Raw genomic sequence first — 16,280 nt, forward strand, 5'->3', positions numbered from 1 at the left:
GCTCTGGACGCATGAGTGACACGTTCAGCAGCCAGAGTTTCGAGACCGTCGCGATCCACGCGGGCAACACCGCCGACCCGCTCACCGGCGCCGTCGTCCCGCCGATCTACCAGGTGTCGACATACAAGCAGGACGGCGTCGGCGGGCTGCGCGGCGGCTATGAGTACAGCCGCAGCGCGAACCCCACCCGTACCGCCCTTGAAGAGAATCTGGCCGCCCTCGAGGGCGGCAGCCGCGGGCTCGCCTTCGCGTCGGGCCTCGCCGCCGAGGACTGCCTGCTGCGTACGCTGCTGGCCCCCGGAGACCACGTGGTCATCCCCGATGACGCGTATGGCGGCACGTTCCGGCTCTTCGCGAAGGTCGTCTCGCGGTGGGGCGTCGAGTGGTCGGTCGCCGACACCTCCGATCCCGCGGCGGTACGGGCCGCGCTGACCGACCGTACGAAGGCGATCTGGGTGGAGACCCCCTCCAACCCGCTGCTCGGCATCACCGACATCGCCGCCGTCGCCCAGGTGGCCAAGGACGCGGGGGCCCGCCTCGTCGTCGACAACACCTTCGCGAGCCCCTATCTCCAGCAGCCGCTGGCGCTCGGCGCGGACGTCGTCGTGCACTCGCTGACGAAGTACATGGGCGGTCACTCGGACGTGGTCGGTGGCGCCCTTGTCGTCAACGATGCCGAGCTCGGCGAGGAGTTGGCGTACCACCAGAACGCGATGGGTGCCGTCGCCGGTCCCTTCGACGCCTGGCTGGTGCTTCGCGGCATCAAGACGCTGGCCGTCCGCATGGACCGGCACAGCGAGAACGCGACGAAGATCGCCGAGATGCTGACGCGGCACGCGCGCGTGACCCGCGTTCTCTACCCCGGACTTCCGGACCACCCCGGGCACGAGATCGCGGCCAAGCAGATGAAGGCGTTCGGCGGGATGGTCTCCTTCCGGGTCGACGGCGGCGAGGAGGCCGCGGTCGCCGTATGCGACCGCGCGAAGCTCTTCACTCTGGGAGAGTCCCTCGGCGGCGTGGAGTCCCTGATCGAGCACCCGGGGCGGATGACCCACGCGTCGGTGGTGGGCTCCGCGCTCGAGGTCCCGGGGGACCTGGTGCGGCTCTCGGTGGGCATCGAGGCCGCGGACGATCTCCTCGCGGACCTGCAGCAGGCTCTGGGCTAGGCCACCACCCGGCCGTCGGTCACCAGTTCGTCAGCGGTGGGGTCGTCTTCGACGGCGGCTCCACCCACGGCTGCGCGACCGACGCCCACACCACGAAAGCGGCCACCGCCACGAGGAGCAGGAGCCACAGAAGACGGCGCAGCGCCCTCCTGCGGCGCAGCTTGCGGCCGCCGCGGCGGAGTGCCTCCTCGTAGAGCTCGGTCGGGACCGAGGGTGGCACGCCGCTGTCCAGGAGCTGGCGGATCGCGTTCTCCTTGCGGTCGTACTGGCTCATGAGGCGGCAGCCTTCCCCAGGGGGCGCGTGGGGGCGGGCCCGCGTGGCGGGTGCAGGACCGTCGCCATGGCACGGGCACAGATCGCCCCCACCCGGTCGGCGGGCAGGCCGAGCAGCGCGGCGGTCTGTTCCTCGGCGACACCCTCGTACAGGCGCAGTACGAGGATGAGCCGCTCCTGGGGCGTGAGCCGGGCCAGGATGCCGCCGTGGCTGCGGTGCCGCCGCCAGGCCCCGCGCGCGAAGCGGATGGCCAGCTGTTGACGGGTGCGGTCGTAGGGGTCCTCGCCGCGCATCCGGTCCCAGGTCGCGTACGAATGCGCCAGGGACGCCGTGAGCAGGGCACGCGCGCGTGGGTTGGCGTCCGGTGGCTCGGTGGTGAGCAGTGTCGCGGCGTGCAGCAGCCGCCCTGCCGCGCCCGCGACGAATGCCTCGAACTCCCGGGCGCGGCGGGCGTTCAAGAACGCCTGCCGTTCGCGCACCGCTCCTCCCGCCTGAAGGGAACGGGCTCCCGGTCTCATATGAGGCCAGGCACGGGCCCGGGGTCAAGAGGCGGGCGCGTCCGGAGCCGCCGGGTTCAGGAAGCCGGGGCGTCCGGAGCCGCCGGGTTCAGGAAGCCGGGGCGTCCGGAGGTGACTGCGAGGTCTGGCGGGCGGAGAGCGCGGAATTGAAGCGCGTGAGGAGCGTGCAGAAGCTTTCGCGCTCCTCCGGGGACCAGTCATCGGTCAGTTCTGCCATGAGGTCACGCCGAGAGGAGCGCACTTCGTTGAGGCGCGCTTCGCCGCGCGGCGACAGCTGAAGCACCACGGCGCGGCCGTCCTCAGGGTGCGAGGTGCGCTTGACGAGTCCCGTGTCGACCAGCGGGGCGACCTGTCGGGTGACCGTCGAGGAGTCGATCCCCATGCTCGCCGCGAGCGCCTTGACGCCCATCGGGCCTTCTTTGTCCAGGCGGTTGAGCAGCAGATACGCGGCGCGGTCCATGGAGTTGCGGACCTGTCCTACGCCGCCTAGGCGCGTCTGCTCCGCACGGCGGGCGAACACGGCCACCTGGTGCTGCAGCGTGTCGAGGAGGCCGGGATCGCTGGCGGTCGTCATGTCCGGAGTTGTGGGCATGGCCGGGGGCTCACTTCATGCGAGGGCGATGGGTTGGGGGACAGGGTACGCGGCCCGGAGGCGAGGCGTACCAGCGCTGCGCAAACCAGTCTCGGCCTGTGGTCACCACAGGAGGACCCTGGTGTGAACTGGGAGACTGGCCGTCATGAGCTACCGCACACCTGACTCCTTGCCGAAGGTCACTCTCGACGACGTGCGCGGCGCCCAGAAGATGCTCTCCGGTGTGTCGCGGATGACGGCGATGGAAGGCAGCAGGCACCTGTCGCAGCTGGTCGGCTCGCCGGTCCATTTCAAGTGCGAGAACCTCCAGCGGACGGGTTCTTTCAAGCTGCGCGGGGCGTACGTACGGATCGCGGGCCTGCTCCCCGAGGAGCGCGCGGCAGGTGTGGTGGCCGCCAGTGCGGGCAATCACGCGCAGGGCGTGGCCCTGGCGTCCTCGCTGCTCGGCGTGCGGTCCACGGTTTTCATGCCGGTGGGCGCCCCGCTGCCCAAGGTCGCCGCGACCCGTGACTACGGCGCCGAGGTGCGGATGCACGGACAGGTGGTCGACGAGACCCTGGCCGCGGCGCAGGAGTACGCGCGCGAGACGGGCGCCGTCTTCATCCACCCCTTCGACCACCCGGACATCATCGCGGGCCAGGGCACAGTGGGCCTCGAGATCCTGGAGCAGTGCCCTGAGCTGCGCACCCTGGTCGTCGGCGTGGGCGGTGGCGGGCTCGCGGCGGGCATCGCGGTGGCGGTCAAGGCGCTGCGCCCCGACGTCAAGGTGATCGGCGTGCAGGCGGCGGGCTCGGCGGCGTATCCGCCCTCGCTCGCGGCCGGGCACCCGGTGTCGATCGGGAACCCGTCGACGATGGCCGACGGGATCAAGGTCGGACGTCCCGGTGACGTGCCGTTCCAGATCATCGACGAGCTGCTCGACGGCATCGTCACGGTCTCCGAGGACGAGCTGTCCAGCGCGCTGCTGCTCTGCCTCGAGCGGGCCAAGATGGTCGTCGAGCCCGCGGGCGCGAGCCCCGTCGCGGCGCTCCTGAGCCGCCCGCGCGACTTCGAGGGCCCGGTGGTCGCGCTCCTGTCGGGCGGCAATGTGGACCCGCTCCTGATGCAGCGGATCCTGCGCCACGGCATGGCGGCGGCCGGCCGCTATCTGTCGCTGCGGCTGCGCCTGACGGACCGGCCGGGGGCGCTCGCGACGCTCCTCGGGGTGCTGTCGGAGCTTGACGCCAACGTCATCGACGTGAGCCATGTGCGGACCGATCCGCGGCTCGGACTCACGGAGGTGGAGGTGGAGTTGCAGCTGGAGACGAAGGGTCCCGCGCACTGTTCCGAGGTCGGGACGGCGCTGCACGACGCGGGCTACACGATCATCGACTGACCGTTGCCTCCCCGGTGGGGGACCGGCCGGGCGGGCAGTGTGAAATTCCTGCACGCGCAACGGCGTTCCCCGCTATTTTGCGTTATCCACAGGCTTTGCCGAACTGGTTGAGGTGACGCGATGTATCGCGTTATGCTGTGTCTCACGTCACTGGTCGCCGGGCGCTAGACACCCGGCAAATCTAAGCTTTTCCGTAGGAAGTCACCCAAACCACTGGGGGAACCCACATGCCAGGCGCCATCTACGCCGAAGGTCTAGTGAAGACCTTCGGCGACGTAAAGGCTCTGGACGGCGTCGATCTGGATGTCCCGGAAGGCACCGTGCTCGGCCTTCTCGGGCCCAACGGCGCGGGCAAGACCACGGCCGTGCGCTGCCTGACGACGCTCCTCACGCCGGACAGCGGCAAGGCGGTCGTCGCGGGCATCGACGTACTGAAGCATCCGAACGAAGTGCGGCGCTCGATCGGCCTCTCCGGCCAGTTCGCCGCCGTCGACGAGTATCTGACCGGCCGCGAGAACCTCCAGATGGTCGGCCAGCTCTACCAGATGAAGGCCAAGGAGGCGAAGGTCAGGGCGGGGGAGCTGCTCGACCGGTTCCATCTCGCCGACGCCGCGGACCGCCCCTCCAAGACGTATTCGGGAGGGATGCGCCGCCGCCTCGACCTCGCGGCCGCGCTCGTCGTGTCGCCCCCGGTGATGTTCATGGACGAGCCGACGACGGGCCTCGACCCCCGCAACCGGCAGCAGCTCTGGGAGGTCATCCAGGAGCTCGTGTCCGGCGGCACGACCCTGCTGCTCACCACCCAGTACCTCGAAGAGGCCGACCACCTGGCGCACGACATCTGCGTCATCGACCACGGCCGGGTCATCGCCCGCGGCACCTCCGACCAGCTCAAGGCGCAGACGGGCGGCGAGCGCGTCGAGGTCGTGGTGCACGAGCGCGAGCACATCACCTCGGCCACGGAGGTCCTGCGCGGCTTCGGCAAGGGCGAGGTCGCCGTCGAGAACCACACCCGCAAGCTCACGGTCCCGGTCACCGGCGGCGCCAAGCTGCTCGCCGAGGTCATCCGCGAGCTGGACGCCCGCGGGATCGAGATCGACGACATCGGCCTGCGCCGCCCGACCCTGGACGACGTGTTCATCTCGCTGACGGGCCATGTCGCCGAGGTGAAGGACGAGAGGAACGGCGAGACGGCGGACGCCGAGGGCAAGCCCGAGAAGGAGGCCGACAAGTGAGCACCGCGACCGGCATCGTGACCAAGCCCACGGCGGGCCCCAGGCCCGCGGGCGGCATCGGCCAGTCCGTCAGGGACTCCCTGGTCGTCGCCCGCAGGAACCTGATTCGCATGACCAGGATTCCCGAGATGATCCTTTTCGGGGTCATCCAGCCGGTGATGTTCGTGGTGCTGTTCACGTACGTCTTCGGTGGTTCCATCAACATTCCAGGTGCGCCCGCCGGCAGCGCGAGTGCCTACAAGGAATTCCTGATGGCGGGCATCTTCGCGCAGACCGTCACGTTCGCCACGGCGGGCGCCGGTGCGGGCATCGCCGACGACATGCACAAGGGCCTGATCGACCGCTTCCGGTCGCTGCCGATGGCGCGTGGCGCCGTTCTGACCGGTCGTACCCTCGCGGATCTGGTGCAGACGGCCGTGACCTTGGCTGTGCTTGCGGTGGTGGCACTGATCGTCGGCTGGCGCACACACGAGAACATGGGCAAGGTCCTTGCGGGCTTCGGCCTGCTCCTGCTGCTCGGCTACGCGTTCACCTGGATCGGCGCACTGATCGGCCTGTCCGTGCGGACCCCCGAGGCGGCGACCTCGGGAGGGCTGATCTGGCTGTTTCCGCTGACGTTCATCTCGAACGCCTTCGTTCCGGTCAACGGGATGCCGAGGTTCCTTCAGTACGTCGCCGAGTGGAACCCCTTCAGTGCCACGGTCGCGGCAGCGCGAGAGCTGTTCGGAAACACGATCGAGGGTGTCCCGAAGTCAGTCACCGGAGCTTGGCCGATGGAGCACCCCGTCTGGGCTTCGCTGATTTGGTCTGTGCTCATCATCGTGGCGTTCCGCACGCTCGCGGTCCGCAAGTACCGCCGGGCAAGTAGCTGATCACGTCTCCTCGCCGCGTCCCGGCCCTCTGGGCCAGGCGCGCGAAAGGCCCCCCGCACGGCTCGCGCGGGGGGCCTTCTGTATCGCCGATGCGGGCCTCAGGCCTGGTAGGGCTTCGCCTCAAGGATCTTCACCGCGGCGAGCTTGCCGTTCGGCAGCTCGTACTGCGCGTCCTCGCCGATCTTCTTGCCGTTCACGCCGCTGCCCAGCGGGGACTGCGGCGAATACGTCTCGATATCGGCGCTCGCGTACTCGCGCGAGGCGAGCAGGAACGTCACGGTGTCGTCCTCGTCGCCGTCAAAAGCAATCGTCACGACCATGCCGGGCGCGACCACGCCGTCCGCGGCCGGTGCCTCACCGACCTTCGCCTGCTCCAGGAGCTGGGTCAGCTGGCGGACGCGGAGCTCCTGCTTGCCCTGCTCCTCCTTGGCCGCGTGGTACCCGCCGTTTTCGCGCAGGTCGCCCTCCTCGCGTGCAGCCGCGATCTTCGTAGCGATCTCGGTGCGCGCGGGACCAGACAGGTACTCCAGCTCGGCCTTGAGCTGGCTGTACGCCTCCTGGGTCAGCCAGGTGACGTTGTCGCTGGTCTGGGTCACAGGTGCTCCTCGTAGGTACTGGGAATACAAAGCATCGCCCTACCCAGAAGGATGTTCCCTTACGGGTGGGCGAAACCACGAGCCTAACAATTTCGGCGCGCGAGGGGGAGGACATAAGCCATCAGAGATACGTCAACGCAGGTGAGGGCCGGTGCGACCGGGGCGTCGACCACCTGACGTGACGCCTGTGCCAGCCGTTGCGTCAGTCGTTGTGGCAGCCGAGCAGCTCGGCGCTCGTGCCACGCGCCTTCGTGCGCAGCGTCACGACCTTGTCGATCCGGCCCGTGTCCTGGTCGAAGCGGAAGTCCGCGCGGCCCACCTCGGCACCGTCCTCGGCCTGCGAGCGCAGGGTGCAGTAGCCGTTCGCGTCCGCGTCCTTGCGCACCTCGAGGTGCACCTCGACCGCGCTGTCCGACACGACGTCGAACTTGATCACTTCGCCGCTGACCTTCGTACCGGAGACGTAGTCGTAGCCGAACCAGCCGACGATCACCAGGAGGACCGCACCGAGGACCGCGCCCACGATCTTGAGCTTGCGGTCGGCGCGCTCGTCGGCCGAGCGCTCATCGGCCGGGCGTGAGTGGCCGTATCGACCCTCGGGGAGCTTGTCGCTCACGGCCGTCATGATCGTCCTCCAGGAAATGGGACTGCCGGAATTTTCCGTCCCCCGGTTCCGTCACTATAGAAGCCGCACATTGCGCCGGATGACCGAGGGCGCCAGATCACTGAGGATCGAGTCTTGACTGAGCAGCTGCGACTGATGGCCGTCCACGCCCACCCCGACGACGAGTCGTCGAAGGGCGCGGCCACCATGGCCAAGTACGTGTCCGAGGGGGTGGACGTGCACGTCGTGACCTGCACGGGTGGGGAGCGCGGAGACATCCTCAACCCCAAGCTCCAGGGGGACACCTACATCCAGGAGCACATCCACGAGGTGCGCAAGAAGGAGATGGACGAGGCGCGCGAGATCCTCGGCGTCAAGCAGGACTGGCTCGGCTTCGTCGACTCGGGTCTGCCCGAGGGCGACCCGCTGCCGCCGCTGCCCGATGGCTGCTTCGCCCTCGAGGACGTCGACAAGGCCGCCGGGGAGCTGGTCCGGCAGATCCGCTCCTTCCGTCCGCAGGTCATCACGACGTACGACGAGAACGGCGGGTATCCGCACCCCGACCACATCATGACCCACAAGATCTCCATGGTGGCCTTCGACGGAGCCGCGGACGGCGAGAAGTACCCGGAGAGCGAGTTCGGGCCCGTCCACCAGCCGCAGAAGCTCTACTACAACCAGGGCTTCAACCGGCCGCGCACCGAGGCCCTGCACCACGCGATGCTCGACAGGGGCATGGAGTCGCCGTACGAGGACTGGCTCAAGCGGTGGGACGAGTTCGAGCGGGTCGAGCGCACGCTGACCACGCATGTTCCCTGCGCCGACTTCTACGAGGTCCGGGACAGGGCGCTGATCGCGCACGCCACGCAGATCGACCCCGAGGGCGGCTGGTTCCGGGTGCCGATGGAGCTCCAGAAGGAGGTCTGGCCCACGGAGGAGTACGAGCTCGCGAAGTCGCTCGTCGATACATCCCTCCCCGAGGACGACCTCTTTGCGGGCATCCGCGACAATGCCTAGCGTGAACGTACATCTGGCAATGACGCATCTCGTCCCTCTCGCCAAAGAGGTCGACGATGACAAGGTGACCCCGGGTGTTCTCGGCTTCATCGTCTTCGCGGTGATGGCTCTCGCCGTCTGGGGGCTTATGAAGTCGATGAGCAAGCACATGCGGAAGGTCGACTTCAAGGAACCCGCGGAGGCCGGCTCCGGTGAGGGCAAGCCCTCCGGGGCCGGGCCCCGCAAGGGCTAGCCCGCTGTCGCCACCGTCACTCCCATCACCTCTCGGGAGTGACGGTTCGGCACCATGCCCAGGCGCCAGGCCTGCCAGCCGGACTCCAGGTCGGCGCCGCGCTCCAGGTGGAGGCCGTACGCCTCCATGTAGTCGGCCAGCTTGCCGTCGCGCGTCGGGTGATGGGCGCGGGCCAGCTGGCTGAGCTCCTCCTGGGCGACGGCGGTGCCGATCTCCCAGCCGCCGGGTGACGCGTACGGCAGCAGGGTGCAGCGCAGGAAGCGCGCCCAGTCCTCGCCACGGCGGTCCCCGTACGAGGCGAAGAGCGCGGCGGCCTCGTCGCACAGGGCGAGCGCCTGCTGGGCGCGGGTGTTCCCCGCGTCGACGACCGCGAGCTCCAGGCACGTCCAGGCCTCGCCGTGCGCGACGCCGATGCGCTGGAAGTCGGCGCGGGCGTCCACCAGGAGCTGGCGGGCGAAGCCGGAGTTGCGCAGCGACCCCGTCTGGGCGGCGCGCTGGTCGCGGGTCACGCGCGCCGAATGGTGCCGCGCGCAGGCCAGGCCGTACACGTCCCGCATCCGCGAGAACATCGTCCGCGAGCGCTCGAGCTCGCGCACCGCCTGGTCGAGACTGCCCGCCTCCTCCAGGGCCTGGCCCAGGTAGTAGACGCTCCACGCCTCGCCGCGCGCGTCCTCGTTGTCGCGGTGCCGCGAGACCGCCTGCCGGAGCCCGTCCACCGCGGCCGACCCGTCGCCGTCCACCAGGCGGGCCCGCGCCAGCTGCGTAAGGGCCCAGGCCTCGCCGCGTCCGTCGCGTGTGCGCCCGTACAGGTCGAGCGCGGCGCGCAGTTGCTCCTCCGCGCGCGGTACGTCGCCCATGCGCAGGCACAGCTGGCCGAGCTGGAAGTGCGCCCACGCCTCGCCGTGCAGGGAGTCGTTCTCGCGGTGCAGGGTGAGAGAGGACTCCAAGAGCTGGAGAGCTTCGGCGAGCCGGGCGCGGTCGCGCTCGACCGCGGCGAGGGCGTGCATCGTCCACGCGCGGTCGCCCGCGAGCTCATCGGCGCTCTGTAGGTCGAGTGCCTCACCGAAGCGGGCCGCGGCCTCCGTCAGATTGCCCTGGTGGTGCAGGGTGATGCCGAGCGAGCACAGGGCGAGGGCGGCGCCCGCGTCCTGGTGCGCCTCGAAGTACAGGTCCACGACCGACGAAAGGGTCGTCCGCGCCTGGTCGAGCTCGCCGAGCTGCCGGGACGCGATGCCTGTGCGCCACTGCACGTTCCGGGTGAGCAGACCCTGGTCGACGGCCTGCGTCAGCTCGCTGATCTCGCCCAGGCGGTAGAGATCGCCGCGCAGCAGGCAGTAGTCGCACAGCGCGCCCAGGAGGCTGAGCACCGCCTCCTGGTTCACGCCCTCCGCGTGCCGCAGGGCCGCCGTGATGAAGCTCGACTCGTCGTCGAGCCAGCGCAGGGCCGCGTCGAGCGAGGAGAAGCCGTGCCCGTCGAACTGGCCCGCGCGCGTCGACATCTTGCCGTCGACCAGGCGGATCACCGAACTGGCGAGCTCGCCGTAGCTGACGATCAACCGTTCCTGCGCGGCCGTGCGTTCGGTGGGCTCCTCCTCGTCGATGAGGCGGGCGAGCGCGAAGGAACGTACGAGATCGTGCAGGCGGTAGCGGCTGCCGCGCACATGGTCGATGAGGCCGGCGCGGGAGAGCGCGGAGAGCTGCCGGGCCGCTTCCTGTTCGTCGGCGCCGAGCAGCGCCGCGGCGGCTGCCGCGCCCAGGGAGGCGCGCCCGGCGAGGGCGAGCCTGCGCAGGAGGCGGCGCGCGGACTCCGCCTGGTCGGTGTAGCGCAGCCACAGGACGCGCTCGACGGGCTCCACAGGGCCGTAGGCGGCGAGATCGGCGGCGAGCTGACGCGGTGTGCGTGCGCCGATCGAGGACCCGGCGACGCGCAGGGCGAGCGGCAGGCCGCCGCACAACTCCCTTACGGCGTCGTCGGATTCGGCGTCGTACGGCCCGGAGGAGTCTTCCGCGGCCTCCCTCAGGAGCTCCTCGGCGCCCGCCGCGTCCAGCGGCTCCACCGGCAGCTGGTGCACCCAGGCGGGGAGGTCGGCGGGGAGTTCGAGGGGCTTGCGGGCGGTGACGATGACGAGGCTGTCGGAGCGCTCGGGCACGAGGGTGCACACCTGCTCCGGGTCGCTCGCGTCATCGAGTACGACGGTCACCGCGAGGCCGGTCAGATACTGGTGGTAGAGCTCGCTGAGCCGCTTCACCTGCTGCTCCTGCGAGGAACGCTCCCGGAACAGGAGCTGCTCGCGCGGGGCGCCCAATCGATTCAGCAGATGCAGGAGCGCGTCCCGCGTGGACAGCGTCTTGGAGCTCTCGCCCCGCAGGTCCACCACGCAGGCGCCCCGGAACTGGTCCCGCAGATCGTGCGCGGCACGGACGGCGAGCGAGGAGCGCCCGGAGCCCGGCGCGCCGTGCAGTACGACCACGGTGGGCCGGGTCTCGGTGCTGGCCCGCGCGGCGTGCACCCACTGGGCGACGCGGGCGAGCTCGGGGCGGCGGCCGACGAACGCCCCTTCCAGCTCGGGAAGTTGAGTGAAGGACTGCTCCAGGACCGTACGCCTGCGGGCCGCCGCGCTCTTGTCCGTGCCCCGCAGTCGGGGCGCCGCCTTCTTCGCGGCCGAGGTGCCCGCGGAGGCCTGAAGCACCCGCTGCTGGTCGATGAAGGGCCGGATGCCCCGCACCTCAAGGGCTGTCAGCCACTCCAGGCGCAGCTGCTCGGGCCCGCCCGGCTGGTTGAGGGCGCCGGCGCGGCGGCTGGCCGCGGGCAGATGGGATGCGGTGACCTTCACGACCGTGGTGGCCGCGCCGACGACGGCGACGGCGGCACCGGCACCGACGGCGGTCGAGGCCCCGGTCCCCAGCGAGAGGTCGGCCACGCAGGCCCCCACTGCGGCAACGACAGCCACCAGAAGGGGAGTTCCCGCCCCCTCCTTGGCATACCGCTGCCCGAAGGAGATCTGCCCGGCAGCCGCTTCGTCCACGGCCCGCGTATAGGCGGCGTACTCCTCGTCGGCGGTCTGCCCCATGGCGTCGAGCGCCCCCCGGGCCCGCGAGAGCAGGACGCCCCCGTCGATCCGCCCGCCGGAACGGCGCACCTCTTCCTCCACCGCCCGCACCAACAGCCCCTCGGCTTCGGCCCGATGGCTGTCCCGCATATGGGTCCCCCTCCGAAAGCATCCGAAAGCAATAGTGGCCTGCGGTCACAAGTGTCCTGCGTACGGCGCTCCGGCGCGAGGGAGTCCGCGGATCACGTGGGACAGTCCCCGGATCACGTGGGACAGTCCCCGGATCGGCGGGCCGGGTGAGCGAGGATGGGGGGTATGCCGAACCGACTGGCCCATGAGACGTCCCCCTACCTTCTTCAGCACGCCGACAACCCCGTCGACTGGTGGCCCTGGTCGGCGGAGGCCTTCGCGCAGGCGCGGGAACGAGGCGTCCCTGTGCTGCTCAGCGTGGGGTACAGCAGCTGCCACTGGTGCCACGTCATGGCGCACGAGTCCTTCGAGGACGCGGGCACGGCCGCCTTCCTGAACGAGCACTTCGTCAACGTCAAGGTCGACCGCGAGGAGCGGCCCGACATCGACGCCGTCTACATGGAGGCCGTACAGGCGGCGACGGGACAGGGCGGCTGGCCCATGACGGTCTTCCTGACGCCCGACGCCGAGCCCTTCTACTTCGGTACGTACTTCCCGCCCGAGCCGCGGCACGGGATGCCCTCCTTCCAGCAGGTGGCCGACGGGGTCCGGCGTGCCTGGGGGGACCGGCGCGACGAGGTCGCCGAGGTCGCGGGGAAGATCGTGCGGGACCTCGCGGAGCGCCAGCTGGCGTTCGGCGCCGACGAACTGCCGGGCGAGGACGAGCTCGCGCAGGCGCTGCTCGGTCTGACGCGGGACTACGACGAGACGCACGGCGGCTTCGGCGGCGCGCCCAAGTTCCCGCCGTCCATGGTCGTCGAGTTCCTCCTCCGGCACTACGCCCGCACCGGTTCGGAGGGCGCACTCCAGATGGCGGCGGGCACCTGCGAGCGGATGGCACGCGGCGGCATCTACGACCAGCTGGCGGGCGGTTTCGCGCGCTACTCCGTGGACCGGGAGTGGGTGGTGCCCCACTTCGAGAAGATGCTGTACGACAATGCGCTCCTTTGCCGGGTCTACGCCCACCTGTGGCGGGCCACGGGTTCGGACCTCGCGCGGCGCGTCGCCCTGGAGACGGCGGACTTCCTGGTGCGGGAGCTGCGCACGAACGAGGGCGGGTTCGCTTCGGCGCTCGACGCGGACAGCGAGGACGCGGTGAGTGGCGCGCATGTCGAGGGCGCGTACTACGTATGGACGCCGGAGCAGCTGCGGGACGTCCTCGGCGAGGCGGATGCGGCGGTCGCCGCCGCGTGCTTCGGGGTGACGGAGGAGGGGACGTTCGAGGAGGGGGCTTCGGTTCTTCAACTCCCGGAGGGCGGGCCGGATGGCGGGGATGCGGTGGCGGACGCCTCTCGCCTTGCGTCGATCCGGGAGCGGTTGCTCGCGGCGCGCGGGGAGCGGCCCGCGCCCGGCCGTGACGACAAGATCGTCGCCGCCTGGAACGGCCTCGCCATCGCCGCACTCGCGGAGGTGGGAGCGTACTTCGACCGGCCCGATCTGGTGGCGGCGGCGGTGTGCGCCGGGGACCTTCTCGTACGGGTGCACATGGACGACCGTGCGCGGCTCTCCCGTACGTCCAAGGACGGTCAAGTCGGCTCGAACGCGGGCGTGTTGGAGGACTACGCCGATGTAGCCGAGGGCTTCCTCGCGCTGGCCTCCGTGACGGGGGAGGGCGTGTGGCTCGAGTTCGCCGGGTTCCTGCTCGATCATGTGCTCGGTCAGTTCGTGGATGAGGAGTCCGGGTCCCTGTACGACACGGCGGCGGACGCGGAGCGGTTGATCCGGCGGCCGCAAGATCCTACGGACAACGCGGTGCCGTCCGGGTGGACGGCGGCTGCGGGGGCGCTGCTTTCGTACGCGGCACAGACCGGTGCTGAGCCGCATCGCCTCGCGGCGGAGAGGGCGTTGGGGGTGGTGAAGGGGCTCGGGCCTCGGGTGCCTCGCTTCATCGGGCATGGGCTCGCTGTTGCGGAGGCGGCGCTGGACGGTCCTCGCGAGGTGGCCGTCGTCGGCCCGGTGGGCGGGGAGTTGCATCGCACCGCGCTGCTGGGGGCCGCGCCCGGGGCTGTGGTCGCGGTAGGCGCTGCGGGGGGCGATGAGCTTCCGCTGCTCGCGGGGAGGGGGCTTGTGGAGGGGCTGCCTGCGGCTTATGTCTGCCGACGGTTCGTGTGTGATGCGCCTACTACTGATGCGGGGGAGTTGGCGGCGAAGTTGTCGGGCTGAGGGGCTCCGCCTCTCAGCCCGTCCGGCGGTTGAGGACGAACGACGACGAACGACGACGAACGACGACGAACTCGGCGAAGCCGGTGATTTCTCAGGTCCCGAAGCCCGCCGCCAACGCATCCATCGTGCGGTCCACCAACCCTCCCAAGTCATCCTCATGACCATGCTCCGCCCAGTACGCCGTCGCCTCCGTGAGCGCGCCGATCAGGCCCATCGAGAACACCCTGACCTCAAGATCCCCCGCGTCGCGGCCGGTGCGTTCCGCGATGACTCGGCAGAGCATCCTGCCGGTGACCGACATGCTCTCCAGCATCCGGGAGCGCACGGCGGGGACCTCCACCATCAGGCGGGTACGGAGGCGTGACACCTCCGGCTCCTCGGTGAAGGTGAGGCCCACCGCCTTGCGCAGTACGTGCCGCAGGGACTCCACGATCGGCTCGTCCGCGGGGCGCGCCCGCAGCTCGGCCTCGAGCAGCGGGTCGTACTCGTCCGTGAGGACGATGTCCTCCTTGGTCGGGAAGTAGCGGAAGACCGTGGACGGGGAGACTTCGGCCGCCTCCGCGATCTGCTCGACCGTCGTCGCGTCGTACCCCTGTTCCTCGATCAGCCGGTAGGTGGCCTCACGGATCGCGATGCGGGTCTTGAGCTTCTTCCGTTCGCGAAGCCCGAGCTGTCCCAGCTGGGTCGTATGTGCGGCCGTCATGGCTCTCATTGTCGGGCATCCTCCGCCTTCGGCAGCAGCAGCGCGACAAGGAGCGCCGTGACAAGGGCCGCGATACCGCTCACCAGCAGGACCGTCACCATGCCGTCGATGTACGCCGCGTCGGCGGAGTCGGTGAGCCGCGAGGACCCGAGCCGGGCGGCGACCGCGTGGGCGGCCACCACCGAATCGCCCGCCGCGTCCGCGGCCCCGGCCGGAAGGGCCGCGGTGTCGAGGCGGTCGACGTACACCCCGGCGAGGAGTGAGCCGAGCAGCGCGATCCCGATGGCGCTGCCCACCTGCCGCACCGTCATCAGGAGCCCTGTGCCCGATCCCGCGCGGTCGACGGGGAGCGCCCCGAGGGCCGAGTCCATGGACGGTACGACGGCGAAACCGAAGCCGAGCCCGGCGATGGAGAGCCACAGGGCGGTGAAGCCGTAGCCGGAGTCGATCGTCGTACGGCTGCCGAGGATCGCCGCGAAGGCGAGGACGACGAGCCCGCCGCTGATCACCGCGCGCGGTCCGAAGCGGCGCACAACAGGCTCCGCGCCCTTCGCGGCGACAAGGAGACCGCCCATCATCGGCAGCATCCGCACACCGGTGCCGAAGGCGTCATAGCCGAGGACCGCCTGTAGATACTGCGGGAGCACGAACATCAGCCCCGACAGGACGAACAGGACGAGCGTCGCCGCGAGCATGTTCAGGACGAAGCCGCGGTTGCGGAGCAGCGACATGTCGAGCATCGGGCGCGGCATGTTCCGTTCCCGCAGGACGAGCGCGGCGATCAGCACGGCCGCGCCGCCGAACATGCCCAGGACCAGGGGGTCGCCCCAGCCGCGTACGGGTGCCTCGATGATCCTGAGTCTGTCCGCGTACGCAAATGGCCGCGGCTCGAAAGCCGCGGCCATAAGGAGAGAGGAGGGAGGGGTGGAGGGCTACCCGTGCTGGTACGCCACCAGCGAGATCCCCACGTAATGCACCGCGAACGCGGCCAGCGTCAGCGAGTGGAAGACCTCGTGGAAGCCGAAGAAGCGCGGGGACGGGTTGGGGCGCTTGATTCCGTAGATCACGCCGCCCGCGCTGTAGAGCAGTCCGCCCACGATCACAAGGACCAGGACGGCGATGCCGCCCGCACGCAGGAAGTCGGGCAGGAAGAAGACCGCCGCCCAGCCCATCGCGATGTAGCAAGGGGTGTAGAGCCAGCGCGGGGCGCCGACCCAGAAGACCCGGAAGAGGATGCCTGCCACCGCCGCGCCCCATACGCCCCAGAGCAGCCACTGCCCCTTGGAGTCGGGCAGCAGCAGCATCGTCAGCGGGGTGTACGTGCCCGCGATGATCAGGAAGATGTTGGCGTGGTCGAGCCTGCGCAGCACGCCGTCCGCGCGCGGGCCCCACGTGCCCCGGTGGTAGATCGCGCTCACTCCGAAGAGCAGGCAGGCACTCAGGACGTAGATGCCGACGGCGATCCGGCCGCGGGTGGATTCCGTGAGCGCGGTGAGCACCAGGCCGGAGACGAGCACCGCCGGGAACATGCCCGCGTGCAGCCAGCCCCGCATCTTCGGCTTCACTTCGTCGAGTGGCAGAGCGGCGGCGAGCGCGGACGAATCGGGGCTTGTGGCCGGGGTGTTCGTGATCGCGTCAGGGGCGGGGACGGTCATATCGGCATCGTACCTACGCAACCGTAAGTTAGGTATCAG

Annotated in this window: 15 protein-coding genes and 1 pseudogene; 7 read left to right on the plus strand and 9 right to left on the minus strand. The window is 70.2% G+C overall.

The genetic code is table 11. The features are described 5' to 3' along the window. The first annotated feature begins 11 nt into the window (after positions 1-11). The gene (locus ACGFSB_RS18825) at positions 12-1,166 is read left to right on the plus strand and encodes a cystathionine gamma-synthase (RefSeq protein ID WP_393400254.1); all 1,155 of its coding nucleotides are present in this window, start codon (positions 12-14) and stop codon (positions 1,164-1,166) included. A gap of 19 nt (positions 1,167-1,185) precedes the next feature. On the opposite strand, the gene ACGFSB_RS18830 is transcribed toward ACGFSB_RS18825, so the two are convergent. From ACGFSB_RS18830 to ACGFSB_RS18840, 3 genes are all read right to left on the minus strand, one after another. After that, positions 1,186-1,440 (minus strand): hypothetical protein, encoded by a 255-nt coding sequence (locus ACGFSB_RS18830; RefSeq protein ID WP_393400257.1) that lies wholly within the window; start codon positions 1,438-1,440, stop codon positions 1,186-1,188. After that, positions 1,437-1,919: a sigma factor-like helix-turn-helix DNA-binding protein gene (locus ACGFSB_RS18835; RefSeq protein WP_393400259.1), complete on the minus strand. Its 483-nt coding sequence runs from the start codon at positions 1,917-1,919 to the stop codon at positions 1,437-1,439. The genes ACGFSB_RS18830 and ACGFSB_RS18835 overlap by 4 nt, the downstream gene beginning before the upstream one ends. 127 nt (positions 1,920-2,046) lie before the next feature. Next, the gene (locus ACGFSB_RS18840) at positions 2,047-2,550 is read right to left on the minus strand and encodes a MarR family winged helix-turn-helix transcriptional regulator (protein ID WP_393400262.1); all 504 of its coding nucleotides are present in this window, start codon (positions 2,548-2,550) and stop codon (positions 2,047-2,049) included. Between the two features lie 145 nt (positions 2,551-2,695). On the opposite strand from ACGFSB_RS18840, the gene ilvA reads away from it, so the two are divergent. The 3 genes from ilvA to ACGFSB_RS18855 all read left to right on the plus strand — a co-directional run bounded on the left by ilvA (position 2,696) and on the right by ACGFSB_RS18855 (position 6,032). Next, the gene (ilvA, locus tag ACGFSB_RS18845) at positions 2,696-3,925 is read left to right on the plus strand and encodes a threonine ammonia-lyase (protein WP_393400264.1); all 1,230 of its coding nucleotides are present in this window, start codon (positions 2,696-2,698) and stop codon (positions 3,923-3,925) included. Between the two features lie 227 nt (positions 3,926-4,152). Further along, positions 4,153-5,160 (plus strand): ATP-binding cassette domain-containing protein, encoded by a 1,008-nt coding sequence (locus ACGFSB_RS18850; protein WP_393400266.1) that lies wholly within the window; start codon positions 4,153-4,155, stop codon positions 5,158-5,160. Beyond that, the gene (locus tag ACGFSB_RS18855; RefSeq protein ID WP_393400269.1) at positions 5,157-6,032 is read left to right on the plus strand and encodes an ABC transporter permease; all 876 of its coding nucleotides are present in this window, start codon (positions 5,157-5,159) and stop codon (positions 6,030-6,032) included. The genes ACGFSB_RS18850 and ACGFSB_RS18855 overlap by 4 nt, the downstream gene beginning before the upstream one ends. Before the next feature lie 98 nt (positions 6,033-6,130). Here ACGFSB_RS18855 and greA read toward each other — a convergent pair whose 3' ends face one another. Further along, positions 6,131-6,628: a transcription elongation factor GreA gene (gene greA / locus ACGFSB_RS18860; RefSeq protein ID WP_393400271.1), complete on the minus strand. Its 498-nt coding sequence runs from the start codon at positions 6,626-6,628 to the stop codon at positions 6,131-6,133. Between the two features lie 202 nt (positions 6,629-6,830). Beyond that, positions 6,831-7,253: a DUF4307 domain-containing protein gene (locus ACGFSB_RS18865; RefSeq protein ID WP_393400274.1), complete on the minus strand. Its 423-nt coding sequence runs from the start codon at positions 7,251-7,253 to the stop codon at positions 6,831-6,833. Between the two features lie 135 nt (positions 7,254-7,388). Between ACGFSB_RS18865 and mca the strand changes: the two genes are divergently transcribed. Both mca and ACGFSB_RS18875 read left to right on the plus strand, forming a co-directional pair. Next, positions 7,389-8,249: a mycothiol conjugate amidase Mca gene (gene mca / locus ACGFSB_RS18870; RefSeq protein ID WP_393401142.1), complete on the plus strand. Its 861-nt coding sequence runs from the start codon at positions 7,389-7,391 to the stop codon at positions 8,247-8,249. Positions 8,250-8,268: 19 nt separating this feature from the next. Further along, positions 8,269-8,481: a hypothetical protein gene (locus tag ACGFSB_RS18875; RefSeq protein ID WP_393401144.1), complete on the plus strand. Its 213-nt coding sequence runs from the start codon at positions 8,269-8,271 to the stop codon at positions 8,479-8,481. Here the strand turns inward: ACGFSB_RS18875 and ACGFSB_RS18880 are convergent. Then, entirely contained in the window at positions 8,478-11,681 is a 3,204-nt protein-coding gene (locus tag ACGFSB_RS18880) for a tetratricopeptide repeat protein (RefSeq protein WP_393400277.1), read from the minus strand. The two genes, ACGFSB_RS18875 and ACGFSB_RS18880, sit on opposite strands and share 4 nt — an antisense overlap. 165 nt (positions 11,682-11,846) lie before the next feature. On the opposite strand from ACGFSB_RS18880, the gene ACGFSB_RS18885 reads away from it, so the two are divergent. Then, positions 11,847-13,883 (plus strand): thioredoxin domain-containing protein, encoded by a 2,037-nt coding sequence (locus tag ACGFSB_RS18885; protein WP_393400279.1) that lies wholly within the window; start codon positions 11,847-11,849, stop codon positions 13,881-13,883. A gap of 91 nt (positions 13,884-13,974) precedes the next feature. Here the strand turns inward: ACGFSB_RS18885 and ACGFSB_RS18890 are convergent, their stop codons facing one another. The 3 genes and pseudogenes from ACGFSB_RS18890 to ACGFSB_RS18900 all read right to left on the minus strand — a co-directional run bounded on the left by ACGFSB_RS18890 (position 13,975) and on the right by ACGFSB_RS18900 (position 16,241). Then, the gene (locus ACGFSB_RS18890) at positions 13,975-14,595 is read right to left on the minus strand and encodes a TetR/AcrR family transcriptional regulator (protein WP_393400282.1); all 621 of its coding nucleotides are present in this window, start codon (positions 14,593-14,595) and stop codon (positions 13,975-13,977) included. Beyond that, positions 14,592-15,440, minus strand: a pseudogene (locus tag ACGFSB_RS18895) (MFS transporter); the annotation flags it as partial. The gene ACGFSB_RS18890 and the pseudogene ACGFSB_RS18895, both read right to left, overlap by 4 nt. A 78-nt stretch (positions 15,441-15,518) precedes the next feature. Next, entirely contained in the window at positions 15,519-16,241 is a 723-nt protein-coding gene (locus ACGFSB_RS18900) for a hemolysin III family protein (protein ID WP_393400284.1), read from the minus strand. Positions 16,242-16,280 lie beyond the last annotated feature (39 nt).

Source organism: Streptomyces sp. NPDC048441, assembly GCF_043200235.1.
Classification (GTDB): Bacteria; Actinomycetota; Actinomycetes; order Streptomycetales; family Streptomycetaceae; genus Streptomyces.